Genomic DNA, 21,115 nt, shown 5'->3' with positions numbered 1-21,115 from the left:
GGTGGCTAAATCGCGAAATCTTTGCCCAGGTAGTGCTCGCGCACCAGGGGATTGCTGGAAAGATCGTCAGCATTGCCGGCGGCGAGAATTTGCCCGTCGCTCATGATGTAGGCGCGATCGATAATACGCAGGGTCTCGCGCACGTTGTGATCGGTGATGAGAATGCCCATGTCGCGATCGCGCAGTTTAGCCACAATCTCTTGAATTTCATTGACGGCAATGGGGTCAACCCCAGCGAAGGGTTCATCCAAAAATAAAAAGCTGGGGCCTTCGGGGCCAGAGGCCAGAGAGCGGGCCAGTTCTGTACGCCGCCGTTCCCCCCCTGACACCTGAATGCCCAGGGTGTTGGCCACTTTCTCTAGGCGAAATTCCTTGAGCAGATCTTGGAGGCGATCGCCATATTCCTCCGGGGGCACCCGCGTCTGCTGCATCACCAGCAAAATGTTGTCGGCCACCGACAGATTGCGAAAAATACTGGGCTCCTGAGCCAGGTAGCCAATGCCCAGCCGCGCCCGCTGGTGCATGGGCAGGTCGGTAATATCAATCTGGTCGAGGCAAACCTTGCCCCCGTCGGGTCGCTCTAGGCCAGTCGCCATATAAAAAGTGGTGGTTTTGCCTGCGCCATTCGGCCCCAGCAGGCCAACAATTTCGCCCTGGGCCACTGACAAGCTCACCCGGTTTACTACCTGGCGCTTGCCATAGGTCTTTTGAACGTTGTCAAGTACGATTTTCAAGGGCGGGCCTGGGCCAAGGGAGTGCTACTGAGCTTAGCAAATTGTATCAAAGCTCTTACCCAGTCTAGAGGTCAGCTCTGCTCAGCGCGGGCACTCAGGTTGACTTTACCGAGACCTGCCGGCGCGGCCAGAGGAGGGTGGCCCAAGACTTCTGACGAGGCTGGCTGAGGCGCTGGGAGGCGCTGCTGGCGACGAATAGCTGGGCCAGACTAGACGCTTCACGGGCAATATTGTGCTGCTGGGCCACCTTTTTCAACCCTGCCTGGCCCATGGCCTCAAGGGAAGGGGTCGCTGTAGTCAGGGCGGTTCCCATGGCCTTGACTAGAGACTCGACCGAACCGGGCACCACCAGCCAGCCGTTTATCCCCGGCTCCACCAGCTCAGGAATGCCGGCGATGGTGGTGGTGATCACCGGTCTACCCAGAGCTAGCGCCTCCATGATCACCACCGGCAGACCCTCGGCAAAACTGGGCAGCACCAGCGCCCAAGCCCGCAGCAGCTCAGCTTTAACCGCGTCGCTAGAGGCCCAGCCAGTAATAGAGACGCAGTTGTGCAGATCATAGGTGGTTACAAGCTGCTCAATTTGCGATCGCATCTCGCCATCGCCCACCAGCGCCATCGTAAATTGGTACCCCTTCTGCAACAGCTGTCGGACGGCCTACTCGCTGCCCTAACCTGACGGCAGGAGCGTCTTCTGACAAAAATGGAACGCGAGAAAAATAGGTAAGCATGTCGATTTAAATAAAAAATGCTGTTCGCAGCTCTTAGGAGTAAAAACAACCCCTAACTGCTCACAAAAAATGCCAGAGCTGTCTCCAGAGACATTTACAAAATCCCAGTAGGAATAAGACTGCATTTATCTAGAAAAAGTGTCGAGACACCATAAATCAGCCGATATTAAAGGCAGATTTAGCATCAAGCCAATATCGTAATCTCAGAACCAAGGGCCTAGAAGACACAGTTATTTTTTGCTCACAAAGCTTAGCTAGCAGCTTATTCTGGAGGCAGCAACTCGGCTTAGCTGATCGTGGAACGATCTCTAGTCATACAAGGGAACACCTAACGCGTAGCCAGTTTTTGACATCAATGCTGCTCTGCAATACTGCTTTGCTACCGCGTGTGCTCAACCTATCTTAGCGAAACTGGAGGCAATAAATTGCGATCGTAGAAAAATACTTCTCAAACCGTCCTTGATTCATAAGAACTTGATAAAGCGTAGCCAAGAAAAACACTTTACGATAGTAAGTAGTGGGTCGTTCAAGCCAACGCTAACCAGCCTATCGAGCGTAACATCGTGATTGTTTACGTCAAGTGGGCCAGACCCCTCACCGATAAACACAACCTCTCAGTATCGATTTATACTTTCCAAAAAGTTGTTTGAGAGTCGAGAAATGGCCTTTATTGAGTAGGGTTAGAAGGCTCAGCCCCACCGTCAACAGGGCTGACATCTAGCACCACTGGGGGACGTGGGGCCGGGGCGCGATCGCCCGTTCCACCACTATTTGATGCTGGCGCAGGCGGTGACTCAGGCAAAATATAAACCGCCTCAACCTGATCGTTGGGACGGGGAGTGGCCACAAAGCGATCTTCTTCAATCAGGTAAGTAACTACTTCGGCCCGCAGCGTGTTGCCCTTCTGCGTGACAACGACGTTGCCGCTGAGCACAATGCGATCTTCATTGCTGAAATAATCAGCCTGGGCTGACGTAGCCTGAATGCCGCGAGTTGGGTAATCAATCTGCACATTGCCCCGAGCGGTAATGATGCCCGTGGCAGCATTGGCCTCTTGAATATCTGAGCGCAGGGTAATGGTGCCGCCATCCTGGGCCTGGGCCGGTGCCCCTCCCAACGGAGCCAGAGTACCCCCATCTAGGGCTACCGAGGCCCCAGCCACCGCTGCTACTATCCAAACCCAGCGAGACCTACGCGCCATAGCCCAATACCCAGTTCTGTTGCGGTTTAATGCTTCCATAGCCCCCCAATCTTACTGCATCCCCCTTCTTCTCTTGCTATCCCTAGTCCACTCCCCCCGCCGTCCACCCGATCGCCCAGAGAATCATCCCCTTACCTTCCTCATCCCCTCGTCCCCCTACCTTCCTTAACCCCCTCCCCCCTCACGCTATCCTCGAAACACCCCTACCCGCCCCTGCCATGCTCACTGCCCCACCAACCACCCGCCCTCTCCAGTTCGCCAGCGACAACTACTCTGGCATCTGTCCCGAAGCCCTGGACTATCTGCTCAAAGCCAATCAGGGAGATGTGCCTGCCTACGGCGACGACGAATGGACTCAAAAGGCGTCGGATGCCTTTCGCGATATCTTTGAGATCGACTGCGAGGTATTTTTTGTTTTCAACGGCACGGCAGCTAACTCCTTGACCCTAGCGTCACTGTGCCAGTCGTACCACAGCGTGATTTGCCACGAGCTGGCCCACGTAGAAACCGACGAGTGCGGTGCCCCTGAATTTGCCAGCAATGGCTCTAAGCTGCTGCTGGCTCAGGGCGACAACGGCAAGCTCGACCCCGCCGACGTGGAGCGGCTGATCACCAAGCGCACCGACATTCACTACCCCAAACCTAAAGTAATTAGCCTCACCCAGGCTACAGAGGTGGGCACTCTCTACACCACCGACGAGCTAGCGGCCCTGAGCAGTCTGGCCCGCCACCACGGGCTGAAGGTGCATATGGATGGGGCTCGCTTTGCCAACGCCCTAGCGGCCTCAGGCAAAACTCCGGCCGAACTGACCTGGCAGGCGGGCGTGGACGTCCTCTGCTGCTGTGGCACTAAAAACGGCATGGGCATTGGCGAAGCGATTCTATTCTTTGACAAGGCGTTGGCTGAAGACTTTGCCTACCGCTGCAAGCAGGCGGGGCAGCTATGCTCAAAGATGCGGTTTATCTCAGCTCCGTGGCTGGGGTTGTTAGAAACGGGGGCATGGCTGCGCAACGCTGACCACGCCAACCGCATGGCGGCCTATCTAGAGCAACAGCTGCGGCAAATTCCCGAGCTGACCCTGCTGTTTCCGCGCCAGGCTAACGGGGTGTTTGTGCAAATGCCGCAGCCCCTCATCGACGAACTTTATCGTCGGGGCTGGAAGTTTTACACCTTCATCGGCACTGATGGCGCGCGGCTGATGTGTGGCTGGAATACGACCACTGAAGCGATCGATGAGCTAGCCACAGACATTCAAGATGCAGTGCGCTTACTCCGCTAGAGCCTGCAAGCGCCGGTTGGCTGCGGCCAAATCAAACCGTTCGGGGTCGAAGTCGTAGCCGACTTTTTGCCAGAGAGCATCGATTTCCTCAGGATCATCGCCATCGCCCAGGCGATCGATCAGGTCAACGTAGTCCCAGACGCCGTTGCAAAACTCTGGCGGGCATTGGCGCTCCCCAGCGGTGCAGTGGGGGAGTGGGTTTTCGACAGGGGCGATCGCTTCCAGCGTAACTTTGTGCAGCCAACCCTGGGCGGGGGCATAGTTATAGATCAGCGTTTCGTTGGGTTGAGTGACGAGGGTAGAGAGCAACCGCTCTTCCCCAGCCTGCAAAACCTTACCCTGGCCCTTAAATACATAGTCAGCCTCCCCCGACCACCCCATCGCCGCTGCCAACACCCGGTGGAGCTCTGCCAGGGAAACATCGCCCCGTACACAAACTTGTCGCCAGATGTAGGGGTCGCTGTCGAGCAGTTCGACATGCAGGTGATAGGTTTCAACCGTCAGGTCAGGTTCCATAGTGTCCATTGGTTTCTTTGCTGTCATCGACTCGATAATCTGTCCCCGGCCAGGCGGCCTGAATTTCTTCAGCTTGGTGGCGAGCAGCGAAGCGCTCCCAGGTAATGCCGTTGACATCTACCTCGGCGGTGAATCCTTCGGCTGCGTCATCTTCCCAGCCCAGGTGGCGCAACTGCCCCGGTGCCACCCCAGGGGCATGGCGAATGGAAAGATTCAGCGACTCCGTGCGCCACAGGGCATAGGTACCCTCAATCACCAGCGCTGGCCTGCATCCTAGTCGAGCAGAATAATCGGCTACGGAGGCCGCAATATCTCTGGAGGAAAGCGCTAGGTGGAGCTTTTTCATCGCGGTCTTTTCTGACGGTCTTTCGTCAACCCTGTAAACTAGGGTCAACCTTACCACGACGATTTCTACACCCATCCATGACCCACGCCACTGATGTTCATACCCTAGCCCGCTGGATGGCGGCAGACTTTAGCAACCAGCAACAAGCCTTCGATAATCCGCCCCTGTTTGCCCATATTCGCGTCTGCATGCGCCCCCTGCCCCTGGCAACCCTGGATGGCCTAGGCTTTTACATCGAGCAAGCCTACGACTTCATGATTAATCAGCCCTACCGCGCTCGCGGCATGAAGCTCAGCGCCCAGAGCGACCATATTTTGATTGAGAACTATACCCTTAAGGATGTCGAAGCTTTCCATGGTGCCTCCCGCGATTTGGAGCAGCTGGCTAAGCTCACCACCGATCAGTTTGAAAAGACCCCCGGCTGCAACCTGCTCGTCCACTGGACGGGCCATAGCTTTAAAGGCTCGGTCGAACCCGGCAACGCTTGCATGGTAACCCGCAACGGCAAGCTTACCTACCTGGACAGCGAGTTTGAAATCGACGCCGACCAGTTCACCAGCTGGGATCGAGGCCGTGACCCAGAGACCCACGAGCATGTGTGGGGTGCGCTGGCGGGGCCCTTTGAGTTTAAGCGCCGGGCGAGCTTTGCGGATGAAGTGAAGGAGTAATGGGGTCTTAATTTTGAGTTTGTTTTAAGTGTTTAGTTCTTGCTGTCAAGGCTTGATTCAAAACTAAGAACTCAAAACTCAAAACTCCCTTACTCCATGCATTCCCCTTGCCTCCCCGCCGCCACTCCCGTCTATCATGGGGAACATCGCACCAGTGCAGCATTAGGAGTCAAGGACGTGGAGTCCAAATATATCCCCGCAGACATCGAGAAGAAGTGGCAGCAGGCTTGGGTCGAGCAAGGGCTAGATCGGGCGGTTGAGAATCCCGATCAGCGCAAGTTCTATGCGCTGTCGATGTTTCCGTACCCATCGGGGAACCTGCACATGGGTCACGTGCGCAACTACACCATTACCGATGTGGTGGCGCGGGTGCGGCGCATGCAGGGCTACCGCGTGCTGCATCCCATGGGGTGGGATGCCTTTGGTCTACCGGCAGAAAATGCGGCCATCGATCGCGGCATTCACCCCGCCCAGTGGACGTACCAAAATATTGACCAGATGAGGGCGCAGCTGCAAGAGTTGGGCCTCTCCTACGACTGGGAGCGCGAGGTGGCCACCTGCGCCCCCGACTACTACCGCTGGACCCAGTGGATTTTCATTCAAATGCTGCAAATGGGTCTGGCCTACCAGAAAGAGGCAGCAGTGAACTGGGACCCCATCGACCAGACGGTGCTGGCCAACGAACAGGTGGATAGCGAGGGGAAGTCGTGGCGATCGGGGGCGATCGTCGAGAAAAAGCTGCTGCGCCAGTGGTTTCTCAAAATTACCAACTACGCCGAAGAACTTCTGCAAGACCTGGATAAGCTGCCCGGCTGGCCCGAGCGGGTACGCACCATGCAGGCCAACTGGATTGGCAAATCGACCGGCGCACAGGTGGTGTTTAAAACCGAGGCGGGGGATGCGCTGCCGGTGTTTACCACCCGGCCCGATACTCTGTGGGGGGCAACCTTTATGGTGTTGTCACCCGAGCATCCTTTGGTGGAGAAGCTGACTGCGCCCGATCGCGTCGCCGCTATAGATGACTACCGCAAAGCCGCCGCTGCCAAGAGCGAAATCGATCGCACCGCCGAAGACCGCGAAAAAACGGGGGTGTGGACGGGCAGCTACGCTGTGAACCCGGTGAACGGCGCGAAAATCCCGATCTGGATCGCTGACTATGTGCTGATGGGCTACGGCACTGGGGCGATTATGGCGGTGCCCGCCCACGACCAGCGCGACTTTGAGTTTGCCCGCAAGTTTGATCTGCCCGTCAAGGTTGTGGTGCAGCCCGAAGGAAAATCTCCCGACGGCGACACTATGGCTGAGGCATGGTCGGGTGATGGAGTGATGGTGAACTCTGGGCCGTTGGATGGTATTCCTGCTGGCAAGGGTGACGGGCAGAGCGTAGCGGCCGCGATCGCCTGGCTCGAATCCAACGATAAAGGCCATGGCGAAGCCAACTATCGCTTGCGCGACTGGCTGATTTCCCGTCAGCGCTATTGGGGTGTGCCGATTCCTGTGGTGCACTGCCCCGAGTGCGGCATTGTGCCGGTGCCCGACGAGCAGCTGCCAGTGACGCTGCCGGAGGATGTGGAGTTTTCGGGTCGGGGCGCTTCGCCTCTGGCTCAGCTGGGCGACTGGGTAAATGTGCCCTGCCCCACCTGCAACCGTCCCGCCCGGCGCGAAACCGACACCATGGACACCTTCATTGACTCGTCCTGGTACTTTTTGCGCTACACCGATGCCCAGAACCCCGAGTCGGCCTTTGCCCAGGCCCAGGCCAACGGCTGGATGCCGGTAGATCAGTATGTAGGCGGCATTGAGCACGCCATTTTGCACCTACTGTACTCGCGGTTTATTACCAAGGTGCTGCGCGATCGCGGCCTAGTCTCCTGCGATGAGCCCTTTGATCGGCTGCTGACCCAGGGCATGGTGCAAAACACCACCTACAAAAATTCCAAGACTGGCAAGTACGTCGCCCCCGAGACCGTCGCTGATCCTACGAACCCTGTGGATCCTGACACCGGCGATGTCCTAGAGGTGTTCTACGAAAAGATGTCGAAGTCGAAGTACAACGGCGTAGACCCCAAATCGGTGTTGGCCAAGTACGGGGCCGACACCGCCCGCATGTTCATTCTCTTCAAAGCGCCCCCCGAAAAAGACCTGGAGTGGGATGACGCCGATGTGGAAGGTCAGTTTCGTTTTCTCAACCGCGTCTGGCGGCTGGTCACCGAATACATCGCCCATGTAGGGGCGAATGGCCATTCGCCCGCCGAGGATGTTGCCGCAACCTCTCTCTCGAAGGACGAGAAAACCCTGCGGCGCGCCATCTACACCGCCATTCAGGCAATCACCGAAGACATCGATGGCGACTACCAGTTCAACACCGCCGTTTCGGAACTGATGAAGCTCAGCAATGCGCTAACAGATTCTGCCGCTAAAGATTCCCCCGTTTATACCGAGGGTGTGCGCGCCCTAGTGCTGCTGTTGGCTCCCTTTGCCCCCCATATGGCCGACGAGCTGTGGCACCAGTTGGGCAATACCGACTCGGTCCACCGCGCTCCCTGGCCCGTGTTTGACCCCGCTGCCCTGGTGGTGGATGAGATTACGCTGGTCATTCAAATTATGGGCAAAACGCGCGGCACCCTGGAGGTGCCCGCCGACTCTGACAAAGCGGCGCTAGAAACCTACGCCCGCGAGTCGGAGGCGGCCCAGCGCTACCTGACCGGTAAGGAGATTAAAAAGGTGATTGTGGTGCCCGGCAAGCTGGTCAACTTTGTGGTGGCCGGGTAGCTGGCTAGGGTCAGGGCTTAAAAAATTGAGGGTCAAGTGCTCATCTGATCGCCTTTGGCTTTAGGATGGGCACCTTGGCCCATAGAGTTTGCTAAACCCTTGCCTATGCCCCGCCTAAAACGTCTCCGCCGCCCCGCCCCCACCCCTCCGCCCGAGCTGATCATCGAGGCGGGCCGCACCGAAGCCCAATACTTCCGCGACCTGTGGCGCTACCGCGAGCTATTTTACTTTCTCGCCTGGCGTGATATTTTGGTGCGCTACAAGCAGACGGCTATCGGGGTTACCTGGGCTCTAATTCGGCCGTTTTTGACCATGGTGGTGTTTGGTCGCCTGGCCAAACTGCCCAGCGAGGGCAGTGCACCGTACCCCATTCTGGTGTTTTCGGCGCTGCTGCCGTGGCAGTTTTTTCCCAACGCCCTCAGCGAGTGCAGCAACAGCCTGATTACCAATGCCAACCTCATCTCTAAGGTGTACTTCCCTCGGCTGGTGGTACCTACCAGCGCTGTCATCGTCAGCTTTGTGGACTTTCTCATTTCAGGCATTATTCTGCTGGGGCTGATGGCCTGGTATCAGGAAATACCCTCGTGGCGGGTAGTGACGCTGCCTGTGTTTATTGCGATCGCCTTTGCCGCTGCTATGGGAGCTGGCCTGTGGCTGGCCGCCCTCAACGTGCAGTACCGCGACTTTCGCTACGTAGTGCCGTTTTTGGTGCAGTTTGGCCTCTACATTTCGCCCGTGGGCTTTAGCAGCAGCAGCATTCCCGATCGCTGGCGGCTGCTGTACTCCCTCAACCCCATAGTGGGCGTGATCAACGGTTTCCGCTGGGCGATTATTGGCGGCGATGTCGAGCTCTACTGACCGGGGTTCTTGCTGTCGACGCTGCTGCTGGCGCTGCTGCTGGTCACGGGCATTCTCTACTTCCGTCGGATGGAGCGCACGTTCGCCGATATGATCTAAGAGCCGGTGAAGGAAAGTATTGGGGTGAGCAGAAGGGCATAGGACCGCGATCGCGTGAGAACCGATTAAGCTCTACTACCAAATTTTTCTCGCGCAGCCTGCCCTACTGGCCGACCTGATCCCTGGTTTGCCTGCCGACTGTACCTTTGAGTACGTCGCCCCAGTAGTCAAAGAAAGCGAATTTCGTCTAGACGGGCTGTTGTTGCCCCTATCGGATGACCTGGCGGTGCCGGTCATTTTTATCGAGGCTCAAATGCAGCCCGATAGCCGCTTCTACGGGCGCTACTTCGCTGAAACCTACTACCTCTATCAGTACCAAGTCGATCGCCCCTGGCGAGGGTTACTCATTCTTCAGTCGCGCCAGCAAGGACTGGGTAGCGAAGCGCCCTATGCCGACCTGCTAGAGGGTAATGTGCAGCGCATCTACCTGCAAGACCTGCTGCACGCTGCACGAAACCCAGCTGTCTCCGGCCCTCGCCCTCTTGCAGCTGATTGTGCTGCCCAATGTCGCGACGGGCCAGGCGGCCCAAAGCCTGCTGCGTGCTGTCAAACCCCAGGGGAAGGAGGTGTTTCAGCAGATGCTTAATCTGGTGGAAGCTATACTAATCAATAAATTCCCCCAGCTCACAGCTCAAGAGATTCTGGCGGTGTTAGACATCAAAACGGCTGACATCCAGCCAACTCGCTTCCACCAAGAAGTGCTTGAAGAAGGCCGTCAGGAGGCGGAGGCCACTCTTCTAGTGCGGTTCTTAACCCGTCGACTGGGGACGTTGTTTGAGGTGCAGGTGGCACAGATACGGGCTTTGCCCTTGGAGCAGCTCGATACGCTGTCGGAGGTTTTGTTTGATTTAGCTAACCTGGGCGCTTTAGAGACCTAGCTCCAGGCGCATCCTGTGGAGGGTGGTGGGTCTGGTGCCGATGGGGAGGCTCAGGCATTCTAGGATGGTTTTGTGCGATCGCGCCCCAACCCTAAGGTTCGACCGCAGTCTCGCTCGCCTGAGCTTGTAAAGTCCCGTTACAACGATCCAAAGCCGACCCTTTTGGTAGAACCCCTGGGCAGAATAATGATACTAGCCCCCCACCCCTACAGATATGACCACTACTAGCTTTTCTCCTCAGGGGAACTCAGTTCCCCTGCCATCGTGCTTTTTACAGCTGAAAGAGCGGATTACCAACCACACTGCTCAAGTTGCCGTGGTAGGTCTTGGCTATGTAGGTCTTCCCTTTGCTGTTGAAAAAGCCAAGGTAGGATTTCCAGTTCTTGGCATTGAGCAAAACCCCAAGCGAGCCGATCGTGTCAACCAGGCCGATAACTACATCGCCGATGTGGATGATGCCGAACTGAAGGTGCTGGTGGAAGCAGGAAAAATTCAAGCTTTTACCGGCTTCGATCGCATCATCGACGCCGACGTTGTGGTGATTTGCGTGCCTACACCGCTGACCAAAAACCTCACCCCGGATCTGTCCTATATCGAGAGTGTGACTACCGCCATTGCCCACCGCCTGCGCCCCGGTCAATTGATTTCCCTGGAGTCCACCACCTATCCAGGCACTACCGACGATGTTATGCGACCTATCTTGGAGGATAGCAGTGGGCTCAAGCAGGGGCGCGACTTCTTTCTCTCCCACTCGCCAGAGCGGGTGGACCCCGGCAACAAGCGCTACACCACCAAGAATACTAACAAGGTGGTGGGTGCCTCCGACTCACTTTCTCTGGAGATTGCCACCCTGTTTTACCAGCAGACCATCGACCACGTGGTGCCCGTCAGCAGTGCTAAAGCCGCTGAGCTGGTGAAAATCTTTGAGAATACGTTCCGGGCCGTCAATATCGCTCTGGTCAACGAACTGGCACTGCTGTGCGATCGCATCGACATTAACGTCTGGGAAGTGCTCGACGCCGCCAATACCAAACCCTTTGGCATCATGCCTTTTTACCCTGGTCCTGGCGTCGGCGGCCATTGCATCCCCATCGACCCCCACTACCTGGAGTGGAAAGCCAAAGAGGTGAACTTCAACACCCGTTTTATTGCCCTGGCGGGGGAAATCAACCGGCGCATGCCCTCATTTGTGCGCAGCAAAGCCTTTCGAGTGCTTAACCAACTGGGTATTGCCCCATCGCGATCGCAGATTTTAGTTATCGGCGTTACCTACAAAAAAGACCTGGCCGACTGGCGCGAGTCTCCGGCCCTAGCAGTGATGGAGGCGCTTCTGCATGACCAGGTTACCCTGCGCTACCACGATCCCTATGTGCCTTCCCTACATATTGATGGCCACTGGCTAGAAAGCGTTGAGCTAACCGATGATGCCATTGGCAGCGCCGACCTGGTAATCATCACCACCGAGCACAGTTCCGTAGACTTTAGCCGGGTGCTGCACCAGGCCAAGGCTATTCTCGATACCCGAGGGGCGACCCGCCACCTGAGCGACCCCGACCACAAGGTAACCCTGCTATGACCAATGTGATTGTGGTGGGCAGTGGCCACTGGGGCCAAAACCTGGTGCGAAACTTTGAGCAGTTGAGCCATCTGTCTGGGGTAGTTGAGGTGGATCCGACACTACGGCAGCGCTTACAGGCCAACTATCCCAAAGCCACTATCTACGAAACCTTTGACGCGGCCCTCGCCAGTGATGCATCAGCCGTGGTGCTAGCGACCCCGGCCCCCACCCATTTTGAACTGGCCCTGGCCGCGCTTACTGCGGGCAAAGATGTCTTTGTCGAAAAGCCGATGACCCTTAAGGCGACAGAGGCGCGGCAGCTAGCCGAGTATGCCGATGCCCACGATCGCATTTTAATGGTGGGGCATCTGCTGCTCTACCAACCGGCGATCGCCTGGATGCGCAATTATCTGCAATCGGGGGAAGCTGGGGCCGTACACCACGTTGCCACTCAGCGGCTCAACCTCGGTAAAGTGCGCTCCACCGAAAATGTGTGGTGGTCGTTGGCTCCCCACGATGTCTCTATTATTCTCGACTTGCTGGGGTCGCCTGCCCTTGAGACGGTGCAGGCGGTGGGGCATGCCCGTCTACAATCTGCGATCGCTGACGAGGTGCAGGTAGACCTGGCCTTTGCCACCGGGCAAACCGCCCATCTCCACTGCTCTTGGCAGTGGCCCCTCAAGCAGCGGGACACCGTGGTAATTGCTGAGCATCAAATGCTGGTCTACGACGAAACTGAGCAGGTAGTCACGGTACACCATAAGCGTATTGACGACGATCTCAACGCGGTAGATGACGGCATACAAATTATTGATATTGCCGATGCCCAACCGCTTAAACTGGAGTGTGAACACTTTTTAGCCTGTGTGTCTAGCCGTCAGCGCCCCCACTCAGACGGATGGAATGGGGTTGCTGTAGTAAATATTTTGGAACGGGTAGAGACAGTACTCTATGGCTGATTTTTTTGCTCACGATACCGCCCTCATCGATGCTGGGGCCAATGTTGGCGAGGGCACCAAAATCTGGCACTTTAGCCATGTTATGGCTGGGGCTACCATTGGCCAAAACTGTTCCCTGGGGCAAAATGTCTATGTGGCTAACCAGGTGACGATTGGCGACGGCTGCAAAATTCAAAACAATGTCTCTCTTTATGAGGGGGTGGTTTTGGAGGACTACGTGTTTTGCGGCCCTAGTATGGTATTTACCAATGTGAAAACTCCCCGCTGCGAGTTTCCGCGCAACACCTCTGAGGATTACTTGACGACGCGGGTAAAGCGGGGAGCCAGTATTGGGGCGAATGCGACGATTGTGTGTGGGGTGACGTTACACGAATGTGCGTTTGTGGCGGCGGGGGCGGTGGTGACGAAGGATGTGCCGGCTTATGCCATGGTGGCGGGGGTGCCTGCCAAGCGCATTGGCTGGATGAGTGCCTACGGCGATGTGTTGGAATTCGATGCCGAAGGGTTTGCGATAGATTCTACTCAAACTAAGTATCAGCGCCTTTCGGCCTTTGAAGTGCGTCAGGTGGGTTAGCCATGATGGTTGAGTCTCTTTAAAGTATTGACAATACTACTCTATGACTGTCTGTCAACCCTAAAGTTAGACCTCGCCAAGGAATTTATCCCATGTCAGCAGAGTTAAAGCAAAATACAAAAGCCTTATATGACAGGGATTATCACCTTTGAGTTCTTGAAACTGTGAGATCATTGCAGCAGAGAGATATGGAGTCGCTGGACTGGGAAAACTTGATTGAGGAGGTAGCGGACTTGGGCTGGCGAGACAAAAAACGACTCAAGAGCTTACTCAGAAATTTGTTGAGCATGTGTTGAAACTCGCTTACTGGCAGGCAGAACGTGAGCGCAACTCCGCTCACTGGAAAGCTGAAATTACAAATTTCCGTAAGCAAATTCTGGACGAATTAGAAGACAGCCCGAATCTAAAAAGATATATTGAGGATATTTACCAGGATTGTTATCAAGATAACCGAGAAATTGCTGCTCTCAGATCCCAATTTCCTTTAAGTATTTTTCCTGAAAAATTGCTGGCATCTCTTCATCGAGTTCTAGATAAAACCTGGTTTCCTCTCATCTCGTAGGTTGGGTTTTGCAATTGACGAGGTGTTATTTCAGTTTCTTCAGTCAGACCGATAAGATTCAGGTGGCAAAGTACTCTATTCCGATTTCCTAGATAGCAAAGTTCAGAGAATCTATCTGGAAAGCTTATTAGAACAAACAATCTTATCGCCAGCTTTAGCCTTGTTGAGGCTGATTATACTACCGTAGTAAGATATAACTCGGGCGACCAAGGATTTACTCGAACAAGCCAAAGGTGAAGGAGAACAAGATTTTCGAACAATCCTGAATTTGATTGAAGCTATACTAATCAATAAGTTTCCTCGTTTGAATACCCAAGAGACTTTAAAGATGCTAGACATTAAATTAAAACCGCAGACTCTCGTCAAACTCGTGTTTATCAGGAAGTCTTTTAAGAAGGACTCGAAGAAGGTGAACAAAGGAGTGAACAAAAAGGGAGCAAAGAGGTGAACAAAAAGGCAAAGCAAAAGTTCTTATTGAATTTCTGATTTGTCGCTTTGAACATTTGTCAGGAACTCAGGCAGAACAAATCAAAAGTCTATCTCTAAAGCAGTTGGATAAGTTAGGAGAAGTGATTCTTGATTTGGCTGATTTGGCAGCGTTAGATGCCTGGCTGCAGAAACATCATTAAGGTAAAACCCATGCCCCTAACCACTACCCCACAACAAATCCCGATCTTAGACCTCAAACCTCAGTACGACAGCATTCGTGACGAAGTGCATGCGGCTATTGACCGGGTGCTGGAGTCGGGCCAGTTCATTATGGGGCCAGAGGTAAAGGCTTTTGAAACGGAGGTCGCCGACTACCTGGGGGTGAAGCATGCTATCGGCGTGAACTCTGGCACCGATGCCCTGGTAATTGGCCTGCGGGCAGCGGGCATTGGCCCTGGTGATGAGGTGATTACCACGCCTTTTTCGTTTTTTGCGACGGCGGAGTCGATTAGCAATGTGGGGGCAAAGCCGGTCTTTGTAGATATTGACCCAACGAGTTTTAATCTTGAACCTTGGCAGATTGAGGCGGCGATTACTCCACACACGAGGGCGATTTTGCCGGTGCATCTGTTTGGCCGACCGGCAGCGATGGGGCAAATTATGGAGCTGGCCCAAAAGCATGGGCTGAAGGTGGTTGAAGATTGTGCCCAGTCGTTTGGGTCTAGGTACTGGGGTGACTGTGCGGAGTGTAATGAGGATTGTTCGGCAGCTACTCGGGATGAGTTGCGGGGCAAGTTTACGGGGGCGATTGGGGATGTGGGGGCGTTTTCGTTTTTCCCGTCTAAGAATTTGGGGGCCTATGGGGATGGGGGGCTGGTGGCGACTAATGATGATGAGCTGGCGGAACTGGTCCGCATGTTACGGAGTCATGGGTCTAAGCGGAAGTACCACAATGAAGTGTTGGGGTATAACTCGCGGTTAGACAGCATTCAGGCGGCAATTTTGCGGGTGAAGTTGCCCCACATTGATGAGTGGAACCAGGGGCGGCGGCGGGTTGCGAAGACTTATAACGAGTTGTTGGCGAGCGTACCAGAAATTGTTACACCAAAGCTGGTGGAGGGGCATGTGTTTCACCAGTACACGATTCGGGTGCTGGGAAGACAGCGAGATCGGGTGCATCAGGCGTTAACGACGGCGGGGGTTGGATCAATGATTTACTACCCGGTGCCCCAGGATAAGTTGCCGGTGTATCGGGGGCTGTATGGTGTCAACCCTGTGAGCGATGCCCTGACGGCGGAGGTGTTGAGTTTGCCGATTTGGCCGGAGTTGGGGAAGCAAAAGGTAGATAGGATCGTTGCAGCATTAACTCAAAGTTTAGCCTAACTTGTTGACAATCCGAAAATCTGATCAAGGCGTTACCAATAGCTTGAACCTAATTAAATCTAATTACGGCAAGAGAAATGCTTCAAACTAAAACAGTGTTCATAACTGGTGGTGCAGGCTTCATAGGATCTACGCTTGCTGGAAAGCTAGCAGGGAAAAATAAGGTAGTGATTTATGATGACTTGACTAGGAACTCTCTAAAAGATCGAGAGTTTGCTAATCATCCTAATATCACTCTCATACAGGGAGATATTTTAGATATCTCAACTTTGGAAAAGTGCATGGCGGAAGTGAATCCCAGTCATATTATCCATTGTGCAGCGGTTGCAGGCATTGACACAGTCATAAAAAAACCTGTGCGCACAATGGAAGTAAATATGACTGGCACAGCAAATGTACTTAGGGCTGCCAGCAAGCAAAAAGCCATAGAGCGAGTCATTTGCTTTTCAACCAGCGAAGTATTTGGAAGTCAAGCTTTTCTTTCCGATGAAAAAGATGGGGCTGTGATAGGGATGGTAGGTGAGGCTCGATGGACTTATGCTGTTTCTAAGTTATCGGGAGAACATCTAGCCCTAGCTTATTTCAAGGAGCAGGGGCTACCTGTAGTAGTGTTGAGACCTTTTAATGTCTATGGGCCAGGACAGGTTGGAGAAGGTGCACTTTCTACTTTCATTCAAAGGGCAATTGATGGAGAAAATATTGAGATTCATGGAGATGGTACCCAGATTCGAGCTTGGTGTTATGTTGATGACATGGTTCGGGGAATTCTGACTACTCTCGAACATCCCAAAGCAGTTGGTGAAACATTTAATATTGGGAATCAACGAGCAGTTTTAACAATATATGGATTGGCCAGCACAGTGATTCGAGTGTTAAATTCTTCCTCTGAGATTGTTTTTGTCTACAAAAACTATGCAGATGTAGAACTAAGAGTTCCCAACATAAGTAAAGCACGGGATTTATTAGGATTTGAAGCTCAAGTAGATATTGATGAGGGAATTTTATTAACCGCTGACTATTTTCGGAGCAAGCTGGGGGTGATCGCGGCGTGATTCGCCTAACTATTCCTTCCATTGAAGAAGATGATATTCAAGCTGTTAGTGATGTCTTGCGCAGTAGCTATCTGGTTCAAGGGTTGCAGGTAAAAACCTTTGAAGAGAAAGTCGCTGATTATGTAGGAACGCATTACGCTATTGCTGTTTCTAGCTGTACGGCTGCTCTACACTTAGCTTTATTAGCATTGGGTGTACAGCCTGGCGATTTAGTTGTTGTTACGGCCTATTCTTGGATATCCACAGCTAATGTTATTGAGTTATGTGGTGCCAGTCCTGTATTTATCGATATTCAACCAGATACCTTTAATCTCGATCCGGCCTGCCTCGCAGCTACGCTGAAGAAACTGATGACTGATTCAGAGACAGCCAAGCGGGTTAAAGCCATTTTGCCTGTACATACTTTTGGTCAAATGGCAAATATGCCGGAAATTTTGGACATTGCCAATCAATATAACTTACCCGTAGTTGAAGATGCAGCTTGTGCATTAGGGGCTACCCTTAGTAGAAAGCAAGCGGGTAGTTGGGGGGCAATGAGTTGTTTCAGCTTTCATCCTCGTAAGGCAATTACGACGGGTGAAGGAGGAATAATTACCACAAATGATGCAACGTTAGTTCGTAAGTTAAAAGCATTACGGAATCATGGGATGGATCCAGAATCTTCGTCAATTGACTTTATCATGCCTGGGTTTAACTATCGTATGACCGAATTTCAGGCTGCTTTAGGGTTGTCTCAGATGGATAAGCTAGATCGAATTATTACCAAGCGGAGAAACTTAGCTGCTAATTATAATCGGTTATTGCAAGACACATCAATCCGACCTCCTATGGTTGGGATAGACAGCTATCCTGTATATCAATCTTATGTAGTACTTTTACCAGAGCTTTTGGCTCAATCTAAACAACTGTTAATTCAGCAACTTCGCAATCAAGGTATTGAAACAACCATTGGCACTTACCACATGCCACTAACAACATATTTTAGAAGTCAATATAATTATCAAAAAGGAGACTTTCCTGTAACAGATAAAGTCTTCAATCAGTCTTTAACACTACCTCTTTGCGAAAATCTTGCCATCGAAGAGTGTAGCCAGGTTGTAGATCGTCTTTTGGGATACCAAGCTTAAATGTCAAAGTTCGCTAGATTATATACCAGCCATGGGACAGGTAAAATCGAACTCGAAAAGTTGAAAGAAATAGGTCAGAATGTAATTTTTGAGGTTGGAGTATTAGTTTTTCATCCTGAAAATATTTGTCTTGGAACTAATATTTATGTTGGACACTATACGATTCTTAAAGGTTATTACAAAAATCAAATGACCATCGGAGACAATACCTGGATTGGACAGGGGTGTTTTTTACATAGTGCTGGAGGTTTGACTATAGGTTGTAATGTTGGAATAGGACCTCATGTCAAGATTATTACTTCAGTTCATGCAGATGAAGGAATATCTAGCCCCATTCTTTTTGGTGCGCTTAAGGAAGCACCAGTAATAATTGAAAATGACTGTGATATAGGCGTAGGCACGACCATTTTACCAGGCATTACTATTGGTCATGGTAGTCAAATAGGTGCAGGATCAGTAGTAACTAAAAACGTTGATCCATATTCAGTTATGGTAGGTATGCCTGCTAAATTACTTAAAAAGAGAGTCTAACTCAAAAATAAGCTTAATACTTTTTGCTAGTGACTGGTAATCAGTGATAACGATTATTTTAATAGCTTGAAAATCTTAAATCTTCCTAAAAATATAGCATCCCAAACAATTATCACAGTCCGTGCGCTCCGTGATCTGGGTATTTCTGTGAGAGGCCTATTACAAACGTCCATTTGGTTAGGACAGGTTCGACGCGGGGGCATTGCACTGCAATGCCCCTACCAGAGGGTTCTGTCTGTAAAAGTGTCCTAACTAAATCAACTGCTGCAATATCACTTCAAGGTATTATTCTACACATGAAGAGTTAGAGCATCTAGCAGATGTTCCAAAAGCTTTAGGATTAAAACGTTATTCTAATTACTTACGTCGATGTCCGCAGATCATTGAAGCCATTAGTTTGGCTGATGTCGTCCATTGGCATTTTGGTTGGTGCTTACCAAATGCCCTTAGCCTACAACTTGCTTGTCTTCTAGGAAAGAAGCAAATTGTAGAATTTTGGGGTTCATATATCCAGGTTTTAGCAATAGAGTCGGTAGATAAGCTTTACTATGCTCAACTATTCCAAGATATAGCTACAGCCAAGAGTGTGAGGACATAGAGTAGCGAGGAGTCCCTCTATAACGCAGTCCTATGCCGAAGCCCTACAGCCTAGACTTACGCCAGAAGCTCATTGACGCCATTGAACTCAATGGGATGACAAAGAGTGAGGCTAGTACCGCCTTTCAAATCAGCCGCAACACAATCGACTTATGGCTAAAGCGCAAAGCGTCAACGGGCAGCCTGGCGCCTTCATCCAATGCTCCGGTTTCCCCACAGCGCAAGATTAGCGATTTAGAGGCCTTTCGTACCTTTGCCCAACAGCATCGCTACAAAACGCAGACCGAGATGGCCGAACTCTGGCCCGGTGAGATGAGCCAGCGCACGATCTCGCGTGCTTTGCAGCGGATCGGCTGGACTCCAAAAAAAAGACGTACGGCTACAGCCAACGGGATGAACACAAACGAGAGACCTTCATAGCTCAGGTATCGGACCCTCAAGCCCCTTGCTGGATTTATGTCGATGAGTCGGGGATAGATGAGCGCGACACCTATGGCTACGGCTACGCACCTGCTGGAGAGCGGTGTTATGACCTGAAATCAGGGCGACGGCAAGGGCGAGTGAACATGATAGCCGGATACCCTGGGCATCAACTGATAGCCCCGTTCACAGTAGAAGGGGCGTGTAACCGTATCGTGTTTGAAACCTGGCTTGAAACCTGCTTGATTCCCGTGTTGCAGCCTGGCGATGGAGTAATTCTCGACAATGCAACCTTTCATCACGGTGGTCGGATTGCTCAATTAGTTGAAGCCACTGGAGCGCAATTCATCTACTTGCCGCCCTACTCGCCTGACCTCAACCGCATTGAGAAGTGCTGGGGTTGGCTCAAAAACCGGATTCGTAAACAACTCCCTCATGCCAACGGTTTACGGGCCGCAATAGAGGCTGTCCTCAAACAAGCAACGTCCTAACCCGGGTGGCTACAGCTATACCATCTTAAGCTTTGGCAAACAGTAGAAAGAACTTATAAATTATAAAAACAGTCTTCTCGCTTTGCCTGATTAAGTTGTTAAGGGAGTTTTCATTGGAAATGAAGCTGGGTACATCCCAATTATGCAATGAGCAATAATACTTAGCCTTGACCAGACTGACGAACGTTAAGCTTTGAGCAGTTCAGCATAGGAACTTCACTCCCATGGATGCCTCCAAAGAAGCCCGTCTCAAAGCCCTGGCGCAGGAGCTAGCCAAATACTCTACGAGGAGACTGACCCCAAGGACGTCAAGACCCTGGAAGGAATTGAGAACGCTGTGCAGAGGCATCTGCTCAAGCATGTAGGCCCAGAACTTGGTCATTTTTTATCCGCACAAGCAGCGGCACAACGCGAGGCCTCCAATGAGGCGTTACCAGCATCATCGGCCAATTGAGCATCAGTGAACAGCAAGGACGGCGGCAAGCCTGAAAGCCCGAACTCAGTGGAGTCCGCAGTTAGAAATATGTTGTTTGCTGGTGAGTGCCAACGAGTCCTACGAAGATACGGCTGATGATATTGAAGTGCTAACCGAAATATCGGTCTCCAAGAGCACTCAGCAGCGGCTCGTGCATCGTCACGATTTCCCGCCTGAGTCAGTAGATTTCGGTGTTAAAGAGATGAGCATTGACGGGGCAAAGTGCGTTTACGGACGCCCAAAGTTCAACGGAGTGAGTGGCGCGACTACAAGGGTGTGAACCTTCATCAAGACTGTGTTGCGGCCTTTTTTAGATAGAATGATGCCTTGGTTGAGTGGGTCAATCAGCAGCCATTGGCGTCTCCGTTGGTGTGCTTAGGCGATGGGCACGACGGGATTTGGAATCTCTTTGCCCAGATCGCACCGCTAGTGCAACGACTTGAAATACTAGACTGGTACCACCTGCTGGAAAATTTGGGTCAGGTCGGCGGGTCACAACACCGACTGGATGCCGTGGAGACATGTCTGTGGTAAGGCGATATTGAGGGAGCCATCAAGCTGTTCAATGACTGGCCCTATGAGCGAGTTGACCGTTTTATCGCTTACCTAACCAAACATCGATACCGTATCGTCAACTACGCCTACTACCAAGCCGAGGGCATGTCTATTGGCTCGGGTGCAATTGAGTCAACGGTCAAGCAAATTCGACGTCGAATCAAGATTTCAAGGGCTCACTGGGACGAAGATAACGTGCAACAAGTGGGTAGTGTTCTAGACCTGTGTATGGGTTGTTATATAGGTCGCCCAAATTCATAGCGGTTGATGAACAGTCCAATCACGGTGTCATGCATCAAGACAGATTTAGAGAAGCAAA

Annotated in this window: 18 protein-coding genes and 3 pseudogenes; 16 read left to right on the top strand and 5 right to left on the bottom strand. The window is 52.5% G+C overall.

The annotated features are described in order from the left end of the window. Positions 1 to 5: 5 nt before the first annotated feature. From lptB to H6F57_RS00475, 3 genes are all read right to left on the bottom strand, one after another. Positions 6 to 734 carry an LPS export ABC transporter ATP-binding protein gene (gene lptB, locus H6F57_RS00485; RefSeq protein ID WP_190625746.1) on the bottom strand — a complete coding sequence of 243 codons (729 nt, stop codon included), beginning with the start codon at positions 732 to 734 and terminating at the stop codon, positions 6 to 8. A gap of 94 nt (positions 735 to 828) precedes the next feature. Further along, positions 829 to 1,380 (bottom strand): glycosyltransferase, encoded by a 552-nt coding sequence (locus tag H6F57_RS00480; protein ID WP_313933570.1) that lies wholly within the window; start codon positions 1,378 to 1,380, stop codon positions 829 to 831. 752 nt (positions 1,381 to 2,132) lie between these two features. Then, entirely contained in the window at positions 2,133 to 2,666 is a 534-nt protein-coding gene (locus H6F57_RS00475) for an LptA/OstA family protein (RefSeq protein ID WP_190625744.1), read from the bottom strand. Positions 2,667 to 2,884: 218 nt separating this feature from the next. Between H6F57_RS00475 and H6F57_RS00470 the strand changes: the two genes are divergently transcribed. After that, positions 2,885 to 3,946, top strand: coding sequence for a low specificity L-threonine aldolase (locus H6F57_RS00470; RefSeq protein ID WP_190625743.1), 1,062 nt, complete (start codon positions 2,885 to 2,887; stop codon positions 3,944 to 3,946). On the opposite strand, the gene H6F57_RS00465 is transcribed toward H6F57_RS00470, so the two are convergent. Further along, positions 3,935 to 4,471: a plasmid pRiA4b ORF-3 family protein gene (locus H6F57_RS00465; protein WP_190625742.1), complete on the bottom strand. Its 537-nt coding sequence runs from the start codon at positions 4,469 to 4,471 to the stop codon at positions 3,935 to 3,937. The genes H6F57_RS00470 and H6F57_RS00465 overlap by 12 nt on opposite strands. Then, positions 4,452 to 4,808 carry a hypothetical protein gene (locus H6F57_RS00460; RefSeq protein WP_190625741.1) on the bottom strand — a complete coding sequence of 119 codons (357 nt, stop codon included), beginning with the start codon at positions 4,806 to 4,808 and terminating at the stop codon, positions 4,452 to 4,454. Before H6F57_RS00460 ends, H6F57_RS00465 begins: the two co-directional genes overlap by 20 nt. Before the next feature lie 77 nt (positions 4,809 to 4,885). Between H6F57_RS00460 and H6F57_RS00455 the strand changes: the two genes are divergently transcribed. The 15 genes and pseudogenes from H6F57_RS00455 (at position 4,886) to H6F57_RS00375 (ending at position 21,057) form a co-directional block, all read left to right on the top strand. After that, complete coding sequence (locus tag H6F57_RS00455; protein WP_190625740.1) at positions 4,886 to 5,476, top strand: chromophore lyase CpcT/CpeT; 591 nt, start codon at positions 4,886 to 4,888, stop codon at positions 5,474 to 5,476. A 177-nt stretch (positions 5,477 to 5,653) separates the two neighbouring features. Further along, positions 5,654 to 8,248, top strand: coding sequence for a leucine--tRNA ligase (leuS, locus tag H6F57_RS00450; protein WP_190625768.1), 2,595 nt, complete (start codon positions 5,654 to 5,656; stop codon positions 8,246 to 8,248). Positions 8,249 to 8,353: 105 nt separating this feature from the next. Beyond that, positions 8,354 to 9,205, top strand: a pseudogene (locus H6F57_RS00445) (ABC transporter permease). 127 nt (positions 9,206 to 9,332) lie between these two features. Continuing rightward, positions 9,333 to 9,791 carry an Rpn family recombination-promoting nuclease/putative transposase gene (locus H6F57_RS27335; protein WP_242042913.1) on the top strand — a complete coding sequence of 153 codons (459 nt, stop codon included), beginning with the start codon at positions 9,333 to 9,335 and terminating at the stop codon, positions 9,789 to 9,791. Further along, positions 9,700 to 10,083 (top strand): DUF4351 domain-containing protein, encoded by a 384-nt coding sequence (locus tag H6F57_RS27330; protein ID WP_313933569.1) that lies wholly within the window; start codon positions 9,700 to 9,702, stop codon positions 10,081 to 10,083. The genes H6F57_RS27335 and H6F57_RS27330 overlap by 92 nt, the downstream gene beginning before the upstream one ends. Before the next feature lie 214 nt (positions 10,084 to 10,297). Next, positions 10,298 to 11,659 carry a nucleotide sugar dehydrogenase gene (locus H6F57_RS00435; RefSeq protein WP_190625739.1) on the top strand — a complete coding sequence of 454 codons (1,362 nt, stop codon included), beginning with the start codon at positions 10,298 to 10,300 and terminating at the stop codon, positions 11,657 to 11,659. Continuing rightward, positions 11,656 to 12,600, top strand: a complete 945-nt coding sequence (locus tag H6F57_RS00430; protein WP_190625738.1) for a Gfo/Idh/MocA family oxidoreductase — start codon at positions 11,656 to 11,658, stop codon at positions 12,598 to 12,600. The genes H6F57_RS00435 and H6F57_RS00430 overlap by 4 nt, the downstream gene beginning before the upstream one ends. Next, complete coding sequence (locus tag H6F57_RS00425; protein WP_190625737.1) at positions 12,593 to 13,174, top strand: acyltransferase; 582 nt, start codon at positions 12,593 to 12,595, stop codon at positions 13,172 to 13,174. Before H6F57_RS00430 ends, H6F57_RS00425 begins: the two co-directional genes overlap by 8 nt. 164 nt (positions 13,175 to 13,338) lie before the next feature. Next, positions 13,339 to 13,736 (top strand): annotated as a pseudogene (locus H6F57_RS27325) (DUF29 domain-containing protein). A gap of 639 nt (positions 13,737 to 14,375) precedes the next feature. Next, positions 14,376 to 15,548, top strand: a complete 1,173-nt coding sequence (locus tag H6F57_RS00400; protein WP_190625736.1) for a DegT/DnrJ/EryC1/StrS family aminotransferase — start codon at positions 14,376 to 14,378, stop codon at positions 15,546 to 15,548. Between the two features lie 77 nt (positions 15,549 to 15,625). After that, positions 15,626 to 16,600: an NAD-dependent epimerase/dehydratase family protein gene (locus H6F57_RS00395; RefSeq protein ID WP_190625735.1), complete on the top strand. Its 975-nt coding sequence runs from the start codon at positions 15,626 to 15,628 to the stop codon at positions 16,598 to 16,600. After that, a complete protein-coding gene (locus H6F57_RS00390) occupies positions 16,597 to 17,727 on the top strand; it encodes a DegT/DnrJ/EryC1/StrS family aminotransferase (RefSeq protein WP_190625734.1) in 1,131 nt (376 codons plus the stop codon). Before H6F57_RS00395 ends, H6F57_RS00390 begins: the two co-directional genes overlap by 4 nt. Continuing rightward, positions 17,728 to 18,258, top strand: coding sequence for an acyltransferase (locus tag H6F57_RS00385; RefSeq protein WP_190625733.1), 531 nt, complete (start codon positions 17,728 to 17,730; stop codon positions 18,256 to 18,258). A 630-nt stretch (positions 18,259 to 18,888) separates the two neighbouring features. Continuing rightward, a protein-coding gene (locus tag H6F57_RS00380; protein ID WP_199294655.1) for an IS630 family transposase occupies positions 18,889 to 19,766 on the top strand; the annotation gives its coding sequence in 2 pieces (ribosomal slippage) (positions 18,889 to 19,215 and positions 19,218 to 19,766; 876 coding nt in all). 224 nt (positions 19,767 to 19,990) lie between these two features. Beyond that, a pseudogene (locus H6F57_RS00375) lies at positions 19,991 to 21,057 on the top strand (ISKra4 family transposase). Positions 21,058 to 21,115: the final 58 nt, after the last annotated feature.

Source organism: Leptolyngbya sp. FACHB-60, assembly GCF_014695775.1.
Lineage (GTDB): Bacteria > Cyanobacteriota > Cyanobacteriia > Phormidesmidales > Phormidesmidaceae > Nodosilinea.
Note: the sequence above shows the minus strand (reverse complement) of the source record. Positions and strands in the feature narration are given on the sequence as shown.